A 19,325-nucleotide genomic window follows, 5' to 3' on the forward strand; every position below is an offset into this window, starting at 1 on the left:
TAAAATCCGATGATTAGGGGCATTTACGTTCACATACCCTTCTGCACATATAAGTGTCCTTACTGCGACTTCATGTCCGTCGTAAACTCCGAGATAAGCCACGAAGATTATATAAAAGCCCTGAAGAAGGAGATAAACTTCTACAAGGGATTAAAGGGAGAAGTTGAAACCCTTTACTTCGGAGGGGGAACGCCCTCACTCCTTGAGCCAAAACACCTTGAAGAGGTGATAAAAGAAATTGATAAGAACTTTAACTTTAGGCCTTCTGAGATAACGATTGAGTGCAATCCCGAGACTTTTGAAAGGGAAAAGTTCAGGGAATTTAAGAATCTCGGGATTGACAGGGTAAGCGTAGGAGTCCAGAGCTTTACCGATAAGGGTTTAAAAGCCCTCGGGAGAAAGCACACGCTGAGGGATGTTTACACCTTCCTTGAGGGGGTTTTTGAGCTCGGTTATGAGAACGTAAACGTTGACTTAATATGGGGCTACCCTTCCCAGACTCCAAAAGACGCGGAAAAGGAACTGAGGGAGCTTGAGAAGTTCCCGATAAAACACGTTTCCGCATACCTCCTCACCTTTTATGAGGACACACCGATGGGCATTTCCTACAGGAGGGGAGAGATTTCGCCTCCCGAGGAGGATACCATCGTAAAGATTCACGATACTCTCTCCGAGGGATTGAGAGACCTCGGCTTTGAGAGATACGAGATATCCAACTGGGCAAAGAGGGGATACGAGTGCAGGCATAACCTTCTTTACTGGGAGCTTGAGGAGTTTCTCGGTTTCGGTGTATCCGCCTGGGGCTTTTACAAAGGGAGAAGATACGGAAACACGAGGAACCTATACAAATATATGAAGCTTTTAAGGGAGGGGAAGAAGCCCGTTGAGTATAACCTCTCCCTTGACGAGAGCGAACTCAGGAAGGAAAGGATAATCCTTAACCTCAGGTTGAGAAAGGGGGTAAGAAAGGAGCTCCTTCCCGACATTCCCGAATACCTATGGGAGTTTCTTGAGGAGGAGGAGGGAAGGGTAAAGATAAAGGAGGAACACATACTCCTCTCAAATGAGCTTATATCGGAGATATTAAGGTTTTATGACTTAAATCCTAAAAAAATGGAATAATTTAAAACCTGATGGGTGAAATATTCGTGGTGGGGGTAAACTTTAAGGTAGCCCCCGTAGAGGTAAGGGAGAAACTGGCTTGCAACCTTGAGGAAACGAGAAATATACTGCCAATACTGAAGAGGGAAGTTCCCTTAGAGGAGGTTATGCTTCTCTCAACCTGCAACAGGGTTGAGGTTTACGCTTACAACATAGTTGACGTATCCGATAAGGTTATAGAGAAGCTCCTTTCCCTCAAAAGGCTTCCCCAGTCCTTCAGGAGATACTTCTTTATAAAGAAGGGAGACGAGGCGGTATTTCACATATTTAAGGTGGCCTCAAGCCTTGACTCCATGGTGATAGGTGAGCCCCAGATAGTTGCCCAGTTCAAAGAGGCCTATGGGGTTGCGAAGGAGCTTGACACCGTTGGGAAAATCTTGAACAGGGTTTACGAGAGGGCACTCAGGGCATCAAAGAGGGTGAGGACGGAGACGGGCATAAGCAGGAGTGCGGTTTCTGTATCCTACGCAGCGGTTGAACTTGCGAGGAAGATATTCGGAGAGCTAAAGGAGGCGAACGTCCTCCTGATAGGGGCGGGGGAGATGGGAGAGCTTGCCGCAAGCTACCTAAAGAGGTTCGGAACGAACCTCCACATAACGAACAGAACCTATGAAAAAGCCCTCAAGCTTGCGAGAACCCTAGGCGGAAATGCCCTGAGATTTGAGAAACTAAAGGAGTACCTCCACCTGATGGATATCGTTATCGTCTCAACGGGTGCAAAAAACTATATACTCACGAGGGAGGACTTTGAGGACTCAATAAAGAGGAGGAATTACGAGCCCCAGTTCGTTATAGATATCTCTGTCCCGAGGAACGTTGAGCCCTCCATTTCGGAAGTGGAAAGTGTCTTCCTTTACGATATTGACGACCTGAAACAGGTCGTTGAGGAAAACCTTAAAGAGAGAATGAAAGAGGCCCAGAGGGGAGAGATAATCCTATGGGACGAGGTCAAGAAGTTCAGGAACTGGTATGAGAGCCTGAAGGTTGAGCCTTATATCCTAAAGCTAAAACAAAGTATTGACGGAATGAGAAGTAATCCCTACCTTAGAAAATTAATACACAGGGCTATAAGGGAAATGAAGAGGAATCCTGAAAGTGCGGATATAATCTTAAGAATATTTACCGAGGAGGTAGAGAATGAACCCCGAAGAAAAGAACTATCCAATGTCCATAACGGAGTTAATGGAGTTGGAATCTGAGTATGCGATAAGGGCTTATATTCTCATAAAGGCGGACCCGAGGGAAATACCCTCAATAATGCTTGCTCTCTCAACCTTTGAAGGTGTAAAGACCGCTGACGTCGTCACGGGACCCTACGACATAATAGTTTTCGTGGAAGTTCCTAATCAGGACGAGCTCGGAAGACTCGTTATAAATAAGATTCACTCCCTTGAGGGAGTTAAGGAAGCTATAACATGTGTGGTGGTGAGAATATAACATACCCCTGCGTTGAGGAAAAGGAGGACAAGATTATAGTCATTTACTCGGACAAGGAGATAGCTTACGAGGAAAACGACGAGGGAGTTCTCCTTTACTACTCAAAGGATTACGATATCGTTAAGATAGTTATTCCTAAGGATGACGAGCACTACATTATATACCTACAGTGATTACTTCGTTGTTGAGGGAGGCATCCCCCTGAGGGGGGAAGTTGAGGTCTCGGGTGCCAAGAACGCTACCCTCCCAATCCTCTTCTCAACAATCCTCACGGAGGAGGATTGTTTAATAACCAACGTTCCCGACCTCCTTGACGTTAGGAACACTATAAAGCTCCTCAGAAATCTCGGTGCGGAAGTTGAACAGGCGGGGAATAAGGTTTTTGTGAGGCCAACCATAAACTCCTTCACAACGGGACAGGAGATAGTGAGACTGATGAGGGCTTCGATACTTTCTTTGGGCCCTTTGCTCGGAAGGTTCGGAAGGGCGGTCGTTGGACTCCCCGGGGGATGTTCCATAGGGGCGAGACCCGTTGACCAGCATATAAAGTTCTTCCAATCTGCAGGGGCGAAAGTTGAGATAAGGAACGGATACATTTACGCGAGCGTTGATAAGAAAAGGGGTGTTCACTTTTCCTTTGAGCTCATAACCGTTACGGGAACGGAGAACGCCCTCCTTTATCTGGCGAGCGTTCCGGAAGAGAGCGTCCTTGAGAATATAGCTCTTGAACCCGAGGTTATGGACCTTGTTGAGGTTCTAAAAAAGATGGGAGCGGAAATAGAGGTAAGAGGCAGAAAAGCAATAATTAAGGGAACTGAACGTCCGAGAGGATTCATTCACTCGGTTATACCCGACAGGATAGAGGCGGGAACTTTTATGGTGGGAGCTGTTCTGACGGACGGCGAAGTTCTTTTAAAAGGGGCAAATCCTGACCACCTCGGGAGTGTCATAAAGAAGCTTGAGGAAATAGGGGGGAAGGTTGAAAAGAACGGAGACGGTATCAAGGTATCAAGACGGGAGAGAAGTTTAAAACCCGCTTACATAGAAACTGAGGTTTATCCCGGATTTCCAACGGATATGCAGGCCCAGTTTATGTCCCTTCTCTCCCTCGCGGATGGAAGGTCCGTAATAAGGGAAAAGATATTTGAGAACAGATTTCACCACGCTCAGGAGCTAAATAGGCTTGGTGCGTGTATAACTGTCAGGGGGAATACCGCTTACGTAAACGGAGTTAAGGAACTCTACGGAGCTGAAGTATACTCAACGGATTTGAGGGCTTCCGCTTCCCTCGTTCTTGCGGGACTTGTTGCAAAAGGTAAAACAACAATTAGAAACATATACCACCTTGACAGGGGTTATGAAAAACTTGAAGAGAAGTTAAGAAAGCTCGGGGCAAGGATAGAGAGAGAGAGAGAGGATTAAGCGAGCTTTATCTTCTTTTCCTTTTCCACGTGAACCTTTGGTATTCTTATCTCAAGGACGCCGTCCTTGTATTCAGCCTTTGCACCTTCGGGGTCAACCTCTACGGGTAGGGGAATAACCCTTTCTATTACTCCGTAGAACCTCTCGGTTTTGTAAACATTTTCGGTCTTTTCTTCCTTTTCCTCTTTCCTTTCCGCCCTTATGGCAACCATATTTTCCTTAACGGTTATCTCTATGTCTTCCTTCTTTACACCCGGGAGGTCCGCCTTTATAACCACTTCTTTATCCGTCTCGTAAACCTCAACCGGAGGAACTAAAGCCTGAGGTTGTGCTTCTCTTCCAACGGGAAGAAACTCTTCAAGTATCCTATCAAAATCCCTCTTTATTCTTTCGAGCTCTTCAAAAGGTCTCCAGACTACCATTTTCCTTCCTTCCATCTTTCCCACCTCCTTAATAGGTTTTGTTATAAATAAATTTAGTATAATTTTATCAAGTGTCAAGGTCTTACAAAAGCCCTGTAAAAAACCCAGAGTAATCTGCCGATAACATGGGAAATAACAAAGATAAATCCGCCGTCGGCACCGAAGAATTGAAGGACAAAGAACAGCATTGTCCCCAAAATGCCAAACCTCAGGGGAAAAGAATAAAGGGGGTTCTTCCTCCTTTTCATTTCTTCCGCGTACAGAATTCCCGAAAGGAAACCTATAATAGTTAAGGCTAAGTATTCCACGGCGATATTAGTATGGCAGAAAAACTGTTTATTTTTGAAGAGGAAAGTTTTGCTGATGAGTTTGTATCCCTTCTCGAAGAACTTGGTATAAAGTGGGAGAAAGTTGGAAACGTCGTTAAGGTAAATAAGATAAGAGACGAGGAGCTTTTATACGTGTTTTCCGAGCTGAGCGAAGAAGCTCTAAAGTCCTTACGATTTTACGAAGGAAATGTTAATATAAGCTCTTGTGAATCTCTTCTAAAGGCGGTTGTTAAGGCAAAAACTCCCGATGTTCTGATAGATAAGCTTATTTACAACGAAATAGGCAAGATTTTCATTGATACAAAGATAGTTTTTCATCCTATTGTTGACGTAAAAAAGAAAGAAGTTGCAGCTTTTGAAGCCCTTTGCAGACCACCCATAAAGATTGTTGACCTGATAAACGTAGGGAAAAGTACTGCGGAGTTTTCCGAAAACTTCTGCAGGTACGAGGCCATGAAAAGAGCAAAGGAGTTTTTAGGCAACAGATTACTCTTCCTGAACTTTCACCCTCGCTTTCTTAAGGACCCTTTAAAAACCTTCGGTGATTTCTTAACAACCGTTTATATGCACGAGATTGACCCTTCCCAGATAGTTGTTGAGCTTACCGAGTATGAGGAGCTTGATATAACCGCGGTAAGGAGTCTCATATCATTCTTAAAGTCCGAGGGCGTTAAGGTTGCCCTTGATGACGTAGGTTCGGGATACTCGGGGCTTTTTTACCTTTCGGAGCTGGGTCCCGACATAATCAAGATAGATATGGAGCTCATAAGAAACATACACAAGCACAGCTTGAAGAAGATAATAGTGAACTACCTCATAAGGATAGCCCACGAGAGCGGTATAAAGGTTGTATCGGAAGGAGTTGAGAGACCCGAAGAGCTTGAAACGGTTCTTTACATGGAAACGGACTACGTTCAGGGCTTCATATTTACAAAACCCGTTGAAAAACCAGATGTAAAGAGAATAAACGAGAGGGTGAGAAAGGTTTTAAACGCTGTGAATGGCCTGAAGGGGCCTGACCGATAGGCTTAATCCCTTCTCCTTCAGGTTTCTGTAGCTCTTTATAGCTTCAAGAACAGCGTATCCCGCCCTCACGGTTGTGTAGTAGGGAACGTTGAACTGAACCGCCGCCCTCCTTATGTAGTAGGCATCGCTTTTTTCCCTCTTTCCCGAGGGAGTGTTTATTATGAGGTGTATATCCCCGTTTATAATCATATCCACTACGTTCGGCCTTCCCTCGGATACCTTCAGAACCTTTTGGGCGGGAATGCCCTTTTCCTTTAAGAGCCTGTAAGTTCCTGAGGTTGCGAAAATCCTGAATCCGAGCTCGTGAAAGCCCCTTGCGAGCTCTATAATCTTGGGCTTATCCCTATCAGCAACGCTTATAAAGACGTTTCCCTTCTCGGGCAGTCTGTATCCGGCGGAGAGCTGGGCTTTATAGTAAGCAAGTCCGAACTCCTCGTCAATGCCCATAACCTCTCCCGTTGATTTCATCTCGGGTCCGAGAACTGGGTCAACCTCGGGGAAACGCTTCCAGGGAAAGACCACCTCTTTTACCGTGAAAATCTTCTTATCCTTGGGAAGAAAGTCGGAAGCGGTGTGTGCCTCTCCCCTTTCCATCCTCTCAAAGACCTCGGGAAGTATGTCTCTCAATTTTTTTCCGAGCAATACCTTTGTGGCTATCTTCGCGAGGGGGTATCCCACACTTTTGCTCACAAAGGGAACTGTTCTTGAGGCTCTCGGATTTACCTCAAGGACGTATATATCCCCGTTGTAAACCGCAAACTGGACGTTTATAAGACCTTTCACCTCAAGGGCTAAGGCAAGCTTCCTCGTCTGGTTCTTAACTTCCTCAACAACCTCATCCTTTAGCGTGTAGGGGGGGATTGATGTGGCGCTGTCTCCCGAGTGAACACCTGCCTGCTCTATGTGTTCCATAACAGCACCTATTAAAACGTCTTTGGAGTCCGAAACCGCATCAACATCAAGCTCTATGCTGTCCTCAAGGAACTTATCTATAAGGACTGGTCTTTCGTAGCTTACGCTTACCGCTTCCTCAAGGTATTCCTTGAGTTCCTCTTCGTCGTAAACAGTTCTCATGGCCCTCCCGCCCAGGACATAAGAGGGCCTGACGAGAACGGGGTATCCTATTGATGAGGCTATCCTAAGGGCTTCCTCCTTAGTTTTTGCAGTTCCGCTTTCGGGCTGTTTTAATCCGAGCTCTATTATTAGCTTCCTGAACTGCTCCCTGTCTTCAGCCCTGTCTATGTTTTCCGGCTGGGTTCCGAGTATTCTTACGTTCTGCTTTTTAAGGGGGATTGATAGCTTTAAGGGTGTCTGTCCCCCGAACTGGAGTATAACTCCCTCGGGCTTTTCCCTCTCTATTATGTCCATGACATGTTCAAATACAACGGGCTCAAAGAATAGTTTGTCCGCGGTGTCGTAGTCCGTTGATACCGTTTCGGGGTTGCAGTTAACCATTATGGCCTCGTATCCCTCCTCCTGAAGGGAGAAAACGGCGTGAACGCAGGCGTAATCAAACTCAATCCCCTGGCCTATACGGTTGGGACCGCTCCCGAGAATAACCACCTTTTTAGACATATCCTAAAAATTTTAAACTAATCTGTTATGAAGTTAATTTTTGAGAAGTCAAAACCCGGGAGAAGAGGCTATAAACTTCCCGAGCTTGACGTTGAGAGGGTAAATCCCGAGGAGGTTATACCGAAGGAGTATTTAAGAAAAGAGCTCAACTTTCCCGAAGTTTCCGAGCTTGAGGTTGTGAGGCATTATACGAAGCTCTCCCAGCTGAACTACGCGGTTGATACCACGATGGTTCCCCTCGGTTCCTGCACGATGAAGTACAACCCCCGGATAAACGAGGAGCTCGTAAACAGAAGGGAGTTTCTGGGTATTCACCCCTTCACTCCCGAGGAGTTTATACAGCCCGTTCTTAAGCTCGTTTACGAACTTAAGGAGCTTCTGAGGGAGCTCGGGGGGTTTGCTGAGGTCTCACTTCAGCCCGCTGCGGGCGCCCACGGAGAGCTTCTCGGCCTCCTCCTCATAAGGGCTTATCACGACGACAGGGGGAATAAAGAAAAGAATGTCGTTCTCATACCCGATTCGGCTCACGGGACCAATCCAGCAACCGCGGCTATATGCGGGTTTGATATAAGAGTTGTTAGGAGCGATAAAAATGGAGAGCTTGATTTTGAGGACTTTATGAAGAAGCTTGACGAGAAAGTTGCAGCCCTTATGATAACGAATCCGAACACCCTTGGTCTATTTGAGAGAAAGATAAAGGAGATAGCCCAAGAGCTTCACAGGAGGGACGCACTCCTTTATATGGACGGGGCAAACTTTAACGCCCTCGTTGGCAAGTTCAAGCCGGGCGAGTGGGGCGTTGACGTTATGCACTTTAACCTCCATAAAACCTTCTCAACGCCCCACGGGGGAGGTGGACCCGGTGCGGGACCCGTGGGCGTTTCCGAAAAATTGAGGCCCTACCTCCCCGTTCCCCAGATAGATTACGACGGAAAGAGATATTTTCTGAACTGGGATATTCCCAAAAGTGTTGGGAAAATTCTCGGGTTCTGGGGACACTTCACGGTATGGCTGAAAGCCCTCGCATACATACTCACCTACGGAAAAGATATAGGTAAAGTCTCGGACTTTGCAGTTTTAAATGCGAGATACCTAAAGCATCTCCTTAAAGGACTATTCAAGGACCCCTATCCCTCATCTCCCTGTATGCATGAGTTTGTCCTTTCCGCCACGAACCTTCTGAAGTATAACGTGAGGGCGGGGGACGTTGCAAAGAGGCTTCTTGATTACGGATTTTACGCACCAACAATGTACTTCCCCCTAATCGTCAGGGAAGCCCTAATGATAGAGCCCACCGAGACGGAAAGCCCCGACACGCTTATAGAGTTTGCAAAGGCACTTGCGAGTATAGTAAGGGAAGCTAAAGAAAGACCTGAAGTAGTAAGAAGTGCACCCCACAAAACACCCGTAAAACGCATAAAGGAGGCTGAGGCAAACAGGAAGCTAATACTGAGTTACAGGGATTTTCTTTCTTCTTAAAAATTTTTTTGTCACGTATATTGAGCATAAATTACTCATATTTTATGATATTAAATATTGAAAAATTTCTTTATAGTGGTTATATTAAAAATAAAACTAATTGAGGAGGTGGTGAAAGATGGCTGAAGAAAAGAAGAACGCTCAAGAAAAGGCGGAGAAGAGAATGGAAGAGCTTAACAAGCAACTCAGGGGTTATATGGCTACCATTGAGGCACTCAGGGCGGAGATAGCGGTTATCAATCAATCCATATCCGACTACAGAACCGCGGAGGTTACGCTCAGGTCTCTCAAGGAGCTCGGAAAGGGCAAGGAAATCCTCCTTCCCGTAGGGGCAACCGCACAGGTAAAGGCAAAAAGCGAAGGGGTTGACGAGGTGATAATGAGCCTCGGAACGGGCATATCCGCTGTAATGAGCTACGACGAGGCTATTGACAAGATAAGGAAGGAGATAGGTGCTCTTGAAGCCCTTAGGAGAACTCTTGAGGAAGCGATAGCGGACCTCTACGCAAAGATAGAAGAGCTCCTTGAAGAGGTAAGAGCGGTAGGAAAGGAAGAGGCTAAGGCTCAATGAGCTCTTTAGTTCTCTGGTCTCCCCTTCTTCCCTCTTTCCATTTTGTGAATCAAAAACCCCGAGAGCTTTACCTTTACAGCTCCCAGATAAAAAAGTTCTTCAAGACAGCCCTTATTTTTTATTCCCTTAAGAAGGATGCAAAACTCAGGAACGAGGTAAGGCATTACATACTTACTCATAAGAAAGTCTCCCTCTCAAGATTTCTAAACTTCGTTCAGAAAACAGCCCTTTCCGATAAAGAGGAAATCCTGAAGGATATAAACATTCCCGAAAGGATAAAGCTTGATGAGAAGAACCTTAAAAAGGTTAAGCTCTTCCTTTACGACCTGAAGAGGGACGAAGAAAGCTTTTTCGGGGACGCATACGTATACCAAGGTATTATTGAGATTCCCTTTGAGAGTTCCCATTACGAGAAAATAAAATCCGCTTCCCATTCCTACGTTGAGGCTCTCATTCACGCGGAACATACACTTACACGTGGTAAGGGAAGAATAGAGGATTTTTACCTTGAACTTTCCTCTTCGGTTAAAAATTGGGAGATTCCACTCAGGCTTGGCGTGTGGACTCCGAATCCGATTAGTGCAAGGCTATTCTGGTTCTGGGGAGACAAAGAGGTAAGGGATAGGGTGAGAAAGCTATACAGAATTGAGCTAAGACCTCACAAACTTTTTTATATTCCTTCAGAAAACCAAACTTTAGGATGGTCGGAGGTGAGAGATGTTAGAAGTGTTTAAGAAGGTTTCGGAACTTTTGAGAGGAGCACTCCAGGAGAGGAGCAGAAGCGAGGAAGGCTTTATAAGAGAGGAAAAGGTAAAGGAGGCCCTCGAACTTCTTGAAGCCCTTGAGAGAGACATTATGGAAAAGGAGTTAAAGCTTGCAAAGGAAGTTCTGAAGGAGTTTGACTCAAACAGAAAGTTTTACTACCTTGTGGGTAAGCTATACGTGGAGGTATCAAAGGAGGAAGCGGAAAAGCTTATAGAGAAGGAGCTTGAACTCTTTGAAAAAGCTAAGGCTTAACAATTATAAAGGTAAGCTCCCCCCTTCTCGTCCTTTTTCTGAAAAGCTCTTTTAACTTTTCCTTGCTCTCTTCAAGGTTCTCTGAAGTAAGTATATCCCTTAACTCTTCCTCGGAAATGACGTTTAAAAATCCGTCGGATATCAAAAGGAACGTATCCCCTTTTTCCAGTTCCCCCGTGAGAGTTTGTATCTCGGGATTCCACTCAAGACCGAGGACCCTTACAACCTTTTTATTACCCCTGTATTTAACGTGGTCCTTCGTAAGAAGCTCAAGCTCTCCCCTCCTCATCCTGTAAATCCTGGAGTCTCCTATATGTCCGATAAAAAACCTGTTTCCGTTAAGGGAAAGGAGGCTTAACGTTGTGCCTGAAATTACGCTATCCCCCAGTTTCCCCATCTCCTTAATAATTTCCTTATTTATCTTCTTAAAGGTCTCTCTTATGTAGTCTTCCGAAAGATAGGGTTCAAACTCCTTGAGGAAGGATATCGCCTTTTCCGCTGAGAGAACCGCTCCCTTCCCTATACCCATTCCGTCTGCTATAGCGAAGGTTCTTCCCGTTGCCATATACCTGTCCGCGAAGTTCTCCCTGTCGTAGTACACGCATCCCGTTACCCATTTCACGCCAGCCCCTCCGCGACAAGGTATTCTTTCAACTCCTTTGCGGTTCTGAAGCGTTTCCTGTAATCGGGCTCAAGCATCTTCCTGAGGAGATTTTTCATTTTATCCGATAAATGCTCGGGAATCTCAACAACTCCCTTTTTATTCTTCTCCTTTACCTCCTTAATCGTTTCCCCTTTAAAAGGGATTTCACCGGTGAGCATGTAGTATGTCACGCATCCGAGGGAGTATATATCGCTACTTCTGTGAATCTCCCCCCTGAAAACCTCAGGTGCTATGAAACCGAGAGCTCCCTTAACGTCTATAACCGAGACATCTCCCCTTATCCTTATGAGTCCGAAGTCCCCCAGCTTCCATATTACCGTGTTGAAAACCCTTTTCCCTATAACGTTTTCGGGTCTCACATCGCTGTGGATATAATTATCCGATAAATGCTCGGGAATCTCAACAACTCCCTTTTTATTCTTCTCCTTTACCTCCTTAATCGTTTCCCCTTTAAAAGGGATTTCACCGGTGAGCATGTAGTATGTCACGCATCCGAGGGAGTATATATCGCTACTTCTGTGAATCTCCCCCCTGAAAACCTCAGGTGCTATGAAACCGAGAGCTCCCTTAACGTCTATAACCGAGACATCTCCCCTTATCCTTATGAGTCCGAAGTCCCCCAGCTTCCATATTACCGTGTTGAAAACCCTTTTCCCTATAACGTTTTCGGGTCTCACATCGCTGTGGATATAACCCCTTGAATGTAAATACTCAAGGGCGTTAACAACGTGCTTGAGAACCCTGAGGGTTTCTTCCTCCGAGAGTTTTCCTTTGCTCTCCACGTAGTCCTTTAGTGTTCCGAAGTCCATGTATTCGTATATGAGGTAAAGCTCCTTTTTATCCTTCTTGTAAAGGTAGCTCTGAAGGGAGATGATGTTGGGATGGTGAAAGAGAATTAATGTCTGGGCTTCCTTCCAGAGATAGGTAATAGCGTAAGGGTTGTTCGCAACCTTCAGGGCGAATATTTTGCCTTTATACCTTCCCCTAAGCGCCTTTACTTTGTAAACCTTTCCGAAGTTTCCCTCTCCTATCTCGTCAAGAACCTCGTAATAACCGAGTATTACGTCCCCTTTTTTAAATCCGTTCTCTTCCATTACTTCATAAATATAAGAATCTCGTCCTTTTCCACTTTTGCCCTTTCGGGCTCAAGGTTTCTCAGCTTTCTGGGGAGCATTATGTGGCTCTTGAAGTTCCCCACCCTTACCACTATCTCGTCCTCTCCCTTCACCAGGGAAACGCTTTCCTTCTTAACACCCGGTGCCTTAATCCTTATCACGTACTCGCCATCTCTGTGTTCAATTTTGTAGGGAATTTCCCTGTGGAATATCTTGTCGGGGGGCTCTTCCCCGTAAATTATATCTGCGAGCTTTTCAAGCTTCTCAAGTCCTACAACCTCTTCCTCAAGAAGGGGAACCTTGAAAACGGGAACGGGGGAGAAGTAAGACTCTATCTCGTGTATGTATTTCTTCTGAATCTCAAGCCAACGCTTAAAATACTTGCAGTTCTCACTCTCTATGACTTCCTGGGGGATTATTTTGTTAACAATTACCGCATCTACGTTTACGCCGAAAAGTAAAAAGTAGAGGAATGCCCGCTGACTCTCCTTCAGAACCATCTTCTCGGGATTTGAGACAATCCTTATTGATGTTATCTCGGGATTTACGAGTATCTCGTCAACCCCTTTTAGCCTCTCGTAAAAGGTCTCAAGAGCTTTAAAATACTCCTCGTCAGGCAGAGGAACGTCCGTCATCCTCCCAACCGTAGGTCTTGCCACTTTCATTATTAACCTTTCGGTTTTAAAAATCTTCTTCATATACCACTTCATAACGGTAGGCATTGAGACGAAACGTATGCTCTCCCCCGTGGGCGGAAGGTCAAGTATTAGGACGTCGTGATTTCCCTCCCTGTAATACTTGTTCACGTAAAGGAGGCTCGTTATCTCCTCCATTCCGGGAAGTATCGCAAGCTCATCCGCAATTATCTCGTGAAGTCCAGTCGTGTTAAAGAGAAGCTCTATGAACCTGTAAACCTCTCCCCAGTATCTCTCTATCTCCTCCTGTATGTCTATCTCTTGAATTTCCAGGTTTTCCGTAACTTTTATGGGAAGGCCCTTCGCCTTCCTTCTTTCCTCCTCCGGAATATCAAAGGAGTCCGCAAGGGAGTGAGCGGGGTCCAGGGATACGACGATAACCTTTTTCCCGAGCTTTGAGAGTTTATATCCCGTAGCTGCGGAAATGGTTGTCTTACCTACACCGCCCTTTCCGGAGAATAAGATTATACGCATACAAATATTTTAAAGGGAAGGGAAAGCTTACCACCTGAAGTGGGAGAAGACCATATTTGCCTGAGCCATCCTGTGAGTCTCTTCCTTTTTCCTGTATGCTCCCCCCTTCTCATTCAACGCATCCAATAACTCCGCCTTCAACCTCTCTATCATCGTATATTGCCCTCTTCCCCTCGGCCTCTCCCTCGCCGCCTCTACTAGCCACTTTATCGCTAAACTTATCTGCCTCCTCTCGGGTACCTCTATCGGTACCTGATACGTCGCTCCTCCCACTCTCCTCGGCCTTACCTCCCACTCGGGCTTCAGCTTCTCTATCACCTTGTGCAACAGCTCTACAGGATGCATATTAACCTCTTTCGCAGCTTCTTCAAGGGCCGTGTAAACTATCCACTCTGCTACGCTCTTCTTCCCGTCCTTCATAACCTTGTTTATCAGCTTCTGAACAAGAACGTCCCCATACTTAGGGTCGGGCGGTATTTCTCTTGGAGGAACGGGGCCTTTTCTCGGCATCTCTTAACCTCCTTTCTCCTCTTTAGGTCTCTTTGTTCCGTATTTTGACCTTGATTGTCTTCTTCCTTCAACGCCCGCGGCGTCAAGAGCACCTCTGATAATCTTGTATCTGACACCGGGGAGGTCCTTAACTCTTCCTCCTCTTACGAGAACTATTGAGTGTTCTTGGAGGTTGTGTCCTTCTCCGGGGATGTAAGCGGTAACCTCAATTCCGTTTGATAGTCTAACTCTTGCTACTTTTCTGAGTGCGGAGTTAGGCTTTTTGGGAGTGACTGTGTAGACTCTAACGCATACGCCTCTCTTTTGGGGACAGCCCTGAAGGGCAGGGGCTTTGGACTTTTTCTTGCGTTTTTCCCTTCCGTATTTGACGAGCTGGTTAAACGTCGGCATTCCTTAACCTCCTGAATTTCCGCGATAGAATAGTATACAATAATCATTGCGGAAAATAAGAATAATTAAATTTATACTCTTGGCTGTTAAAATTAGAATTCAGGGCTGTCTATTTTGGAGGTGGAGTAAATGATAGAAAACGAAAAAAAAACCTTTATGAGAAAGCTTATCTTTAATCCCCAGGGAGACAGAGAAGCCCAAAAAAGAAGGATAATAAAGGGAAATCCTACGAACATACTGGAACTCAACGAGATTAAGTATAAATGGGCTTTTGACCTATACAAAACTATGGGCTTTACGAACTTCTGGATACCCGAAGAGATACAGATGCTTGAAGACAGAAAGCAGTACGAGACTATCTTAAGCGACTACGAGAAAAGGGCTTACGAGCTTGTTCTATCCTTTTTGATAGCCCTTGACTCCTTCCAGGTTGACATGCTGAAAGACTTCGGAAGGATGATAACCGCTCCCGAGGTTGAGATGGCGATAACCGCTCAGGAGTTTCAGGAGTCCATTCACGCATACTCCTACCAGTTTATCCTTGAAAGCGTCGTTGACCCGATAAAGGCGGACGAGATATACAACTACTGGAGGGAGGACGAAAAGCTCCTTGACAGGAACAAGGTCGTTGCGGAGATATACAACGAGTTCATAAGAAAGCCCACGGAAGAAAACTTCCTCAAAGCGGTAATAGGAAACTACGTCCTTGAAAGTCTATACTTTTACTCGGGATTTGCCTTTTTCTACACCCTCGGAAGACAAGGGAAGATGAGAAACACTGTTCAACAGATTAAGTATATAAACAGGGATGAACTTACCCATGTAACATTGTTTAAGAACATCATTCAGACGTTAAGAAGAGAAAATCCTGAACTTTTCAGTCCCGAGATGGAAAAATGGATAAGGGAATACTTCAAGTATGCGGTAAACGAAGAGATTGAGTGGGGCAAATACGTAACTCAGAACCAGATACTCGGAATTAACGACACGCTCATAGAGAGATACATAAAGTATCTCGGAAACCTAAGGCTCACCCAGATAGGCTTTGAACCCCTTTATCCCGAGATTACGGAAAATCCGATGAAGTGGATTGACGAGTTTCGCAAAATCAACAACACAAAAACCGACTTCTTCCAGGCAAAGCCCCAGACCTATACCAAGTCAAACGAACTCAAGTGGTAAGAAGGCTAAATCCTTCAAGGACATTACTCCTTTCCTTTTCCCTTCTCATACTCCTCGGAGCCTTTCTCCTTTACCTTCCCGTTTCAACTACGAGGCCCATATCCTTTTTGGATGCCCTCTTTACCTCAACTTCCGCTGTTACTGTTACGGGACTCGTTGTCCTTGATACCTACTCCGATTTTACAATCTTCGGAAAGCTCGTTATCCTCCTCCTAATACAGATAGGCGGTCTCGGATACATGACCCTAACGACCTTCTTCCTCGTTATCCTCGGGAAAAAACCCGGTCTGAAAGAGCAGTTGATACTTGCAGAATCCCTTGAGTATCCCGGAGTCCACGGACTCTTACTCTTCTTAAAGAGGGTTTTTATATTCAGCTTCACCGTTGAGTTAATTGGGGCTGTTCTCCTAAGTCTATACTTTGCCGAAAAGGGAGTGGAGGACCCTCTTTTTAACGGAATATTTCACTCCGTTTCCGCTTTTAACAACGCGGGTTTCTCAACCTTTAAAAACGGTCTTTACGATTTCAGGGAAGACTTATTCGTTAATATCGTAACATCCCTTCTCATAATCCTTGGGGGAATAGGTTTTTTCGTTGTAAACGACATTTATCTATACCTTAAAGGAGCTATAAGGAGACTATCCGTTCATACGGTTCTCGTAATCTCCTTTTCCCTCTTTCTCATAGTTCTCGGAACATTAGGACTCCTTATAACCGAATGGGGAAACGAAAAGGGAATATGGGGCTACACATGGTTTGAGAGAGTTCTTTCCGCCTTTTTCCTTAGCGTTTCCTCAAGAACCGCCGGGTTCAGCACGGTTGATTTGTCCCAGCTCACCGAGTCCTCCCAGTTCCTTATAAGCATACTTATGTTTATAGGAGCTTCCCCGGGAGGAACGGGGGGAGGTATAAAGACGACCACCTTTCTCGTCATATTCCTTGCGATGATTTCTTACGTTAGGGGAAGAGAACAGACTGTAATACTCGACAGGAGCATATCCGAAAACACCATAAAAAGAGCCCTCGTTATCCTTTCTCTTTCCATATCTTTTATAACCTTAATTAACTTAATCCTTGATAAAACGGAGGAGCTTAACTTTCTTTACACCTTCTTTGAGGTGATTTCTGCCTTTTCAACGGTTGGGCTCTCCATAGGAAACCCGGACGGTTTGAGCTACTGTGCGGACTTTTCCCAAACGGGGAAAATTCTGATAATCATTACCATGATTGTGGGAAGGGTGGGAATTCTAGGGTTTGCCCTCGCACTTGCGGGTAGGTCTCCCGTTCAGAGGATAAAATATCCCGAAGCGAGGATTCTCGTATGAATAGGATATTCGGAGTCATAGGTCTCGGCAGATTCGGTTTTTACGTGGCGAAAACTCTTTCCGAGCTGGGAGCTGAGGTTATAGCCATAGACCTTGATGAGCAAAGGGTTAAACAGGTTGCGGACATGGTAACACATGCCTACGTTGCGGATGCCCTCGATGAAAAAGCCCTTGAGGAAGCGGGAATATTTAACGCGGATACGGTGATAGTAAGCGTTGGCCAAAACGTAGAGGCAAGCATATTCGTAGTCGTTATCCTTATGGAAAGGGGAGTAAAAGAGATTATAGCTAAGGCGATAAATCCCATTCACGGAAAGGTTCTTGAAAAGCTCGGCGTAAAGAGAGTAGTTTATCCCGAGATGGAAACCGCAATAAAGCTCGCTCACACCCTTTTATTCAGAGGTGTCATTGAGGAGTTTCCCTTTGCACCCGGATACAGCATCTTTGAGATAAAAGCACCGGAGGATTTCGTAGGGAAGACCTTAAAGGAGCTTGACCTGAGAAAACGCTTCGGCATAACGGTAATAGCGATAAAGAAGCCCGACGGCAAAGTTATAGTAAACCCTTCGGGTGAGAACACCGTTGAGAAGGACGACGTTCTCCTGATACTCGGCTCTGAAGAAAACGTTTTAAAATTCTCAAAATGAAAGAATACAAGCTCTGGCTTCTTATTTCCCTTACCCTTTCCGCCTTTGTCTCAATATCTATCTTTGAAGGGTTCGTAATTCTCACACTCCTTTTAGCCCTGTATAACCTAATTTTTAAAAGGAACTTCACCGGTTCCCTGCGTATAGGCGTTTCCCTATATACCTTCTCAACCCTTCTCTCAACAGCCCTATACTACCCACCGAGGTTCTTAAAATCCGTTGAGGAGGGATTATTCCAGTTCCTTTACTTCCTAAAAATTGATAAAGAGAATGCGAACAAATTTTCCCGCCTATTTCCTTATCTTATGATTATTATAGGATTAGTTCTCCTTCCCGTAGTCCTCTACAACTTCTATGAGCGAAAGGACCCAAAGCCCCTCTGGGGAGGTAGCTTTGAGACGGGCTTCTTCTTCACCCTTTTTTCCCTTACTTCTTTAACGCTCTTTATTCAAAAAAGGAGGTTTTCCTTTTTCCTTCTCTTCCTTTTATTCATAGGAATTGTCTTTCTGAGTCACAGACGTTCAATGATTCTCGCCCTTCTCGTGATGTTTTACATAACCCTTATCATTCTCCTGAGGAGTAAGATAATCTCAAAAAAGGTATTTATCGCTTTTAACGTCGTTTTCTTATTCAGCTTCATAGGAGGTTATACATACCTCTCAATGACGGACCACAGGTTTAGACTCCTAAACGAGATTTTCCTCGGAAAGAGAAAGCCTGATTACAATACTCTTAACGCTATTTCCTCAGCCAGGCTCGGCATACTGAGAGACGGAATAGAGATAATAAAGGAGGATATAAAGGAAAAGAGGGTTTTAAACCTTCTGATAGGACATGGGGTCCGTGCAGGGGAGTATATGAAACATAAATACGGTGCAAAAGTTCACAGGTATGAGTCTATATTCGTGGTTTCGGAGTTTATTGAGAGGGGATTCCTCGGCGTTCTCGGAATACTCCTCATATACTTTAACTACTTCAGGTATATGCTCTCCTTCAGGATAAGAAGAGAGGAGGATTACTATACGTTAATCCTTGCTATTCCCCTCGGTATTCACCTCGTTCAAACGATTTTTACTTTTTTCTGGGATGCATTGCTTCCCCTGTACCTCGTTCTCTTTAGGGTTTCCGAGGTTTCTCGGGAAGAACCTCAACGGTGACAGGTTCACTCTCAACGCCGAAGTTATTTACTGCAGTAATTTTATAAATCGTTCTTTCCTCGGGCATTCTATCCACATAAACATTCCTCTTTATGGGTTCTTTATTCAGCTTTTTCCCGTTTTTATATACGTAAAATCCCTTTAAGTTTTCAAAATCTCTGTGAAACCAGTAAAGGATAAGTTCCCCATCGGAGATTACGTATCCGGCAGAGTAAGGAGGCTCAGGAACGGGATAGGGCTTCCTTTTTATTTTTAACCTTACCGGTTGGGACTCAACATCATTTATAACCTTCGTTATCCCGACCTCGTAATCCCCATATTTCTTTTGGAGCTCTGCAGAGTCTTCAAAGGTTTTTAAGGGAAAAGGTATCAATAGGTTTCCCTCATAAGGATAAACGTTGTAAATTCCCTTTTCCTCAGCCCTTATAATGACCTTCTCTTCTTTCTCTTCGTATGAAATTCTCGGCTTTATCCGACCCGCCTCGGGAACGCAGGCTTTTTTCTCTTTACCTTTAACATGCTTAACGTAAAAACAGAAGGCCCTTTCTTCCTTCTTATACCAGAAGTTTTTATGCTTTTTAAAGCCCTTTACCTCAATGTCCTCGCCTATTACGTAAACGTAATCTCCGATTCTTTTAAGTGTAAAAATTGGTTCCGGGAGTGGTTTTGGAGAGCTTTTTATACCGCAGGATAGGATAAGGAGAAGGGAAAGGAGAAAAGGGAGCAA

Annotated in this window: 23 protein-coding genes; 14 read left to right on the forward strand and 9 right to left on the reverse strand. The window is 45.0% G+C overall.

The annotated features are described in order from the left end of the window. Positions 1-9: 9 nt before the first annotated feature. The 5 genes from hemW to murA are packed head-to-tail and all read left to right on the forward strand — an operon-like array spanning position 10 to position 4,020. On the forward strand, positions 10-1,122 hold the full coding sequence (gene hemW, locus ACYQZ0_RS08270) for a radical SAM family heme chaperone HemW (RefSeq protein ID WP_459776122.1): 1,113 nt from the start codon (positions 10-12) through the stop codon (positions 1,120-1,122). 11 nt (positions 1,123-1,133) lie between these two features. Next, positions 1,134-2,360: a glutamyl-tRNA reductase gene (gene hemA, locus ACYQZ0_RS08275; RefSeq protein ID WP_459776123.1), complete on the forward strand. Its 1,227-nt coding sequence runs from the start codon at positions 1,134-1,136 to the stop codon at positions 2,358-2,360. Beyond that, positions 2,326-2,598 carry an Lrp/AsnC family transcriptional regulator gene (locus tag ACYQZ0_RS08280; protein WP_208002275.1) on the forward strand — a complete coding sequence of 91 codons (273 nt, stop codon included), beginning with the start codon at positions 2,326-2,328 and terminating at the stop codon, positions 2,596-2,598. Before hemA ends, ACYQZ0_RS08280 begins: the two co-directional genes overlap by 35 nt. Further along, positions 2,577-2,771 carry a hypothetical protein gene (locus ACYQZ0_RS08285; protein WP_459776124.1) on the forward strand — a complete coding sequence of 65 codons (195 nt, stop codon included), beginning with the start codon at positions 2,577-2,579 and terminating at the stop codon, positions 2,769-2,771. Before ACYQZ0_RS08280 ends, ACYQZ0_RS08285 begins: the two co-directional genes overlap by 22 nt. Continuing rightward, entirely contained in the window at positions 2,740-4,020 is a 1,281-nt protein-coding gene (gene murA, locus ACYQZ0_RS08290) for a UDP-N-acetylglucosamine 1-carboxyvinyltransferase (protein ID WP_459776125.1), read from the forward strand. The genes ACYQZ0_RS08285 and murA overlap by 32 nt, the downstream gene beginning before the upstream one ends. On the opposite strand, the gene ACYQZ0_RS08295 is transcribed toward murA, so the two are convergent. Next, the gene (locus tag ACYQZ0_RS08295) at positions 4,017-4,457 is read right to left on the reverse strand and encodes an Hsp20/alpha crystallin family protein (RefSeq protein WP_459776126.1); all 441 of its coding nucleotides are present in this window, start codon (positions 4,455-4,457) and stop codon (positions 4,017-4,019) included. The genes murA and ACYQZ0_RS08295 overlap by 4 nt on opposite strands. A gap of 59 nt (positions 4,458-4,516) precedes the next feature. Then, positions 4,517-4,750 carry a hypothetical protein gene (locus ACYQZ0_RS08300; RefSeq protein ID WP_459776127.1) on the reverse strand — a complete coding sequence of 78 codons (234 nt, stop codon included), beginning with the start codon at positions 4,748-4,750 and terminating at the stop codon, positions 4,517-4,519. A gap of 12 nt (positions 4,751-4,762) precedes the next feature. Between ACYQZ0_RS08300 and ACYQZ0_RS08305 the strand changes: the two genes are divergently transcribed. After that, positions 4,763-5,797: an EAL domain-containing protein gene (locus ACYQZ0_RS08305; protein WP_459776128.1), complete on the forward strand. Its 1,035-nt coding sequence runs from the start codon at positions 4,763-4,765 to the stop codon at positions 5,795-5,797. Here ACYQZ0_RS08305 and carB read toward each other — a convergent pair. Beyond that, positions 5,759-7,372, reverse strand: a complete 1,614-nt coding sequence (carB, locus tag ACYQZ0_RS08310) for a carbamoyl-phosphate synthase large subunit (protein WP_459776129.1) — start codon at positions 7,370-7,372, stop codon at positions 5,759-5,761. The two genes, ACYQZ0_RS08305 and carB, sit on opposite strands and share 39 nt — an antisense overlap. Before the next feature lie 27 nt (positions 7,373-7,399). On the opposite strand from carB, the gene gcvPB reads away from it, so the two are divergent. From gcvPB to ACYQZ0_RS08330, 4 genes are all read left to right on the forward strand, one after another. Further along, positions 7,400-8,851, forward strand: coding sequence for an aminomethyl-transferring glycine dehydrogenase subunit GcvPB (gene gcvPB, locus ACYQZ0_RS08315; protein ID WP_459776130.1), 1,452 nt, complete (start codon positions 7,400-7,402; stop codon positions 8,849-8,851). A 118-nt stretch (positions 8,852-8,969) separates the two neighbouring features. After that, positions 8,970-9,422: a prefoldin subunit alpha gene (gene pfdA / locus ACYQZ0_RS08320; protein WP_459776131.1), complete on the forward strand. Its 453-nt coding sequence runs from the start codon at positions 8,970-8,972 to the stop codon at positions 9,420-9,422. After that, the gene (locus ACYQZ0_RS08325) at positions 9,419-10,156 is read left to right on the forward strand and encodes a hypothetical protein (protein WP_459776132.1); all 738 of its coding nucleotides are present in this window, start codon (positions 9,419-9,421) and stop codon (positions 10,154-10,156) included. The genes pfdA and ACYQZ0_RS08325 overlap by 4 nt, the downstream gene beginning before the upstream one ends. Continuing rightward, the gene (locus ACYQZ0_RS08330; RefSeq protein ID WP_459776133.1) at positions 10,140-10,439 is read left to right on the forward strand and encodes a hypothetical protein; all 300 of its coding nucleotides are present in this window, start codon (positions 10,140-10,142) and stop codon (positions 10,437-10,439) included. The genes ACYQZ0_RS08325 and ACYQZ0_RS08330 overlap by 17 nt, the downstream gene beginning before the upstream one ends. On the opposite strand, the gene ACYQZ0_RS08335 is transcribed toward ACYQZ0_RS08330, so the two are convergent. Genes ACYQZ0_RS08335 through rpsL form a run of 5 tightly spaced genes read right to left on the reverse strand, consistent with a single transcriptional unit; the run spans position 10,429 to position 14,287 of the window. Then, a complete protein-coding gene (locus ACYQZ0_RS08335) occupies positions 10,429-11,061 on the reverse strand; it encodes a PP2C family protein-serine/threonine phosphatase (RefSeq protein WP_459776134.1) in 633 nt (210 codons plus the stop codon). The two genes, ACYQZ0_RS08330 and ACYQZ0_RS08335, sit on opposite strands and share 11 nt — an antisense overlap. Beyond that, positions 11,058-12,197, reverse strand: coding sequence for a serine/threonine-protein kinase (locus ACYQZ0_RS08340; RefSeq protein ID WP_459776135.1), 1,140 nt, complete (start codon positions 12,195-12,197; stop codon positions 11,058-11,060). The genes ACYQZ0_RS08335 and ACYQZ0_RS08340 overlap by 4 nt, the downstream gene beginning before the upstream one ends. Then, a complete protein-coding gene (locus ACYQZ0_RS08345; RefSeq protein ID WP_459776136.1) occupies positions 12,197-13,387 on the reverse strand; it encodes a TRC40/GET3/ArsA family transport-energizing ATPase in 1,191 nt (396 codons plus the stop codon). Before ACYQZ0_RS08345 ends, ACYQZ0_RS08340 begins: the two co-directional genes overlap by 1 nt. 27 nt (positions 13,388-13,414) lie before the next feature. Further along, a complete protein-coding gene (gene rpsG / locus ACYQZ0_RS08350) occupies positions 13,415-13,897 on the reverse strand; it encodes a 30S ribosomal protein S7 (protein WP_459776137.1) in 483 nt (160 codons plus the stop codon). A gap of 3 nt (positions 13,898-13,900) precedes the next feature. Further along, positions 13,901-14,287 carry a 30S ribosomal protein S12 gene (gene rpsL, locus ACYQZ0_RS08355; protein ID WP_010880443.1) on the reverse strand — a complete coding sequence of 129 codons (387 nt, stop codon included), beginning with the start codon at positions 14,285-14,287 and terminating at the stop codon, positions 13,901-13,903. Positions 14,288-14,416: 129 nt separating this feature from the next. Here rpsL and ACYQZ0_RS08360 point away from each other — a divergent pair, with 129 nt between their 5' ends. Genes ACYQZ0_RS08360 through ACYQZ0_RS08375 form a run of 4 tightly spaced genes read left to right on the forward strand, consistent with a single transcriptional unit; the run spans position 14,417 to position 18,598 of the window. Beyond that, entirely contained in the window at positions 14,417-15,469 is a 1,053-nt protein-coding gene (locus ACYQZ0_RS08360) for a ribonucleotide-diphosphate reductase subunit beta (protein ID WP_459776138.1), read from the forward strand. Further along, complete coding sequence (locus ACYQZ0_RS08365; protein WP_459776139.1) at positions 15,463-16,794, forward strand: TrkH family potassium uptake protein; 1,332 nt, start codon at positions 15,463-15,465, stop codon at positions 16,792-16,794. The genes ACYQZ0_RS08360 and ACYQZ0_RS08365 overlap by 7 nt, the downstream gene beginning before the upstream one ends. Then, a complete protein-coding gene (locus ACYQZ0_RS08370) occupies positions 16,791-17,441 on the forward strand; it encodes a potassium channel family protein (RefSeq protein WP_459776140.1) in 651 nt (216 codons plus the stop codon). The genes ACYQZ0_RS08365 and ACYQZ0_RS08370 overlap by 4 nt, the downstream gene beginning before the upstream one ends. Next, a complete protein-coding gene (locus ACYQZ0_RS08375) occupies positions 17,438-18,598 on the forward strand; it encodes a hypothetical protein (protein WP_459776141.1) in 1,161 nt (386 codons plus the stop codon). Before ACYQZ0_RS08370 ends, ACYQZ0_RS08375 begins: the two co-directional genes overlap by 4 nt. On the opposite strand, the gene ACYQZ0_RS08380 is transcribed toward ACYQZ0_RS08375, so the two are convergent. Further along, positions 18,558-19,325 carry a hypothetical protein gene (locus ACYQZ0_RS08380; protein ID WP_459776142.1) on the reverse strand — a complete coding sequence of 256 codons (768 nt, stop codon included), beginning with the start codon at positions 19,323-19,325 and terminating at the stop codon, positions 18,558-18,560. The two genes, ACYQZ0_RS08375 and ACYQZ0_RS08380, sit on opposite strands and share 41 nt — an antisense overlap.

This window comes from Aquifex pyrophilus, assembly GCF_054656935.1.

Coding starts and splice junctions, on each gene's coding strand:
- ACYQZ0_RS08285 (WP_459776124.1), top strand. CDS start 2,577: ATGTGTGGTGGTGAGAATATAACATACCCCTGCGTTGAGGAAAAGGAG.
- ACYQZ0_RS08305 (WP_459776128.1), top strand. CDS start 4,763: ATGGCAGAAAAACTGTTTATTTTTGAAGAGGAAAGTTTTGCTGATGAG.
- ACYQZ0_RS08280 (WP_208002275.1), top strand. CDS start 2,326: ATGTCCATAACGGAGTTAATGGAGTTGGAATCTGAGTATGCGATAAGG.
- gcvPB (WP_459776130.1), top strand. CDS start 7,400: ATGAAGTTAATTTTTGAGAAGTCAAAACCCGGGAGAAGAGGCTATAAA.
- ACYQZ0_RS08340 (WP_459776135.1), bottom strand. CDS start 12,197: ATGGAAGAGAACGGATTTAAAAAAGGGGACGTAATACTCGGTTATTAC.
- ACYQZ0_RS08295 (WP_459776126.1), bottom strand. CDS start 4,457: ATGGAAGGAAGGAAAATGGTAGTCTGGAGACCTTTTGAAGAGCTCGAA.
- ACYQZ0_RS08375 (WP_459776141.1), top strand. CDS start 17,438: ATGAAAGAATACAAGCTCTGGCTTCTTATTTCCCTTACCCTTTCCGCC.
- carB (WP_459776129.1), bottom strand. CDS start 7,372: ATGTCTAAAAAGGTGGTTATTCTCGGGAGCGGTCCCAACCGTATAGGC.
- rpsG (WP_459776137.1), bottom strand. CDS start 13,897: ATGCCGAGAAAAGGCCCCGTTCCTCCAAGAGAAATACCGCCCGACCCT.
- ACYQZ0_RS08345 (WP_459776136.1), bottom strand. CDS start 13,387: ATGCGTATAATCTTATTCTCCGGAAAGGGCGGTGTAGGTAAGACAACC.
- rpsL (WP_010880443.1), bottom strand. CDS start 14,287: ATGCCGACGTTTAACCAGCTCGTCAAATACGGAAGGGAAAAACGCAAG.
- ACYQZ0_RS08370 (WP_459776140.1), top strand. CDS start 16,791: ATGAATAGGATATTCGGAGTCATAGGTCTCGGCAGATTCGGTTTTTAC.
- ACYQZ0_RS08360 (WP_459776138.1), top strand. CDS start 14,417: ATGATAGAAAACGAAAAAAAAACCTTTATGAGAAAGCTTATCTTTAAT.
- hemW (WP_459776122.1), top strand. CDS start 10: ATGATTAGGGGCATTTACGTTCACATACCCTTCTGCACATATAAGTGT.
- ACYQZ0_RS08330 (WP_459776133.1), top strand. CDS start 10,140: ATGTTAGAAGTGTTTAAGAAGGTTTCGGAACTTTTGAGAGGAGCACTC.
- pfdA (WP_459776131.1), top strand. CDS start 8,970: ATGGCTGAAGAAAAGAAGAACGCTCAAGAAAAGGCGGAGAAGAGAATG.
- murA (WP_459776125.1), top strand. CDS start 2,740: ATGACGAGCACTACATTATATACCTACAGTGATTACTTCGTTGTTGAG.
- ACYQZ0_RS08325 (WP_459776132.1), top strand. CDS start 9,419: ATGAGCTCTTTAGTTCTCTGGTCTCCCCTTCTTCCCTCTTTCCATTTT.
- hemA (WP_459776123.1), top strand. CDS start 1,134: ATGGGTGAAATATTCGTGGTGGGGGTAAACTTTAAGGTAGCCCCCGTA.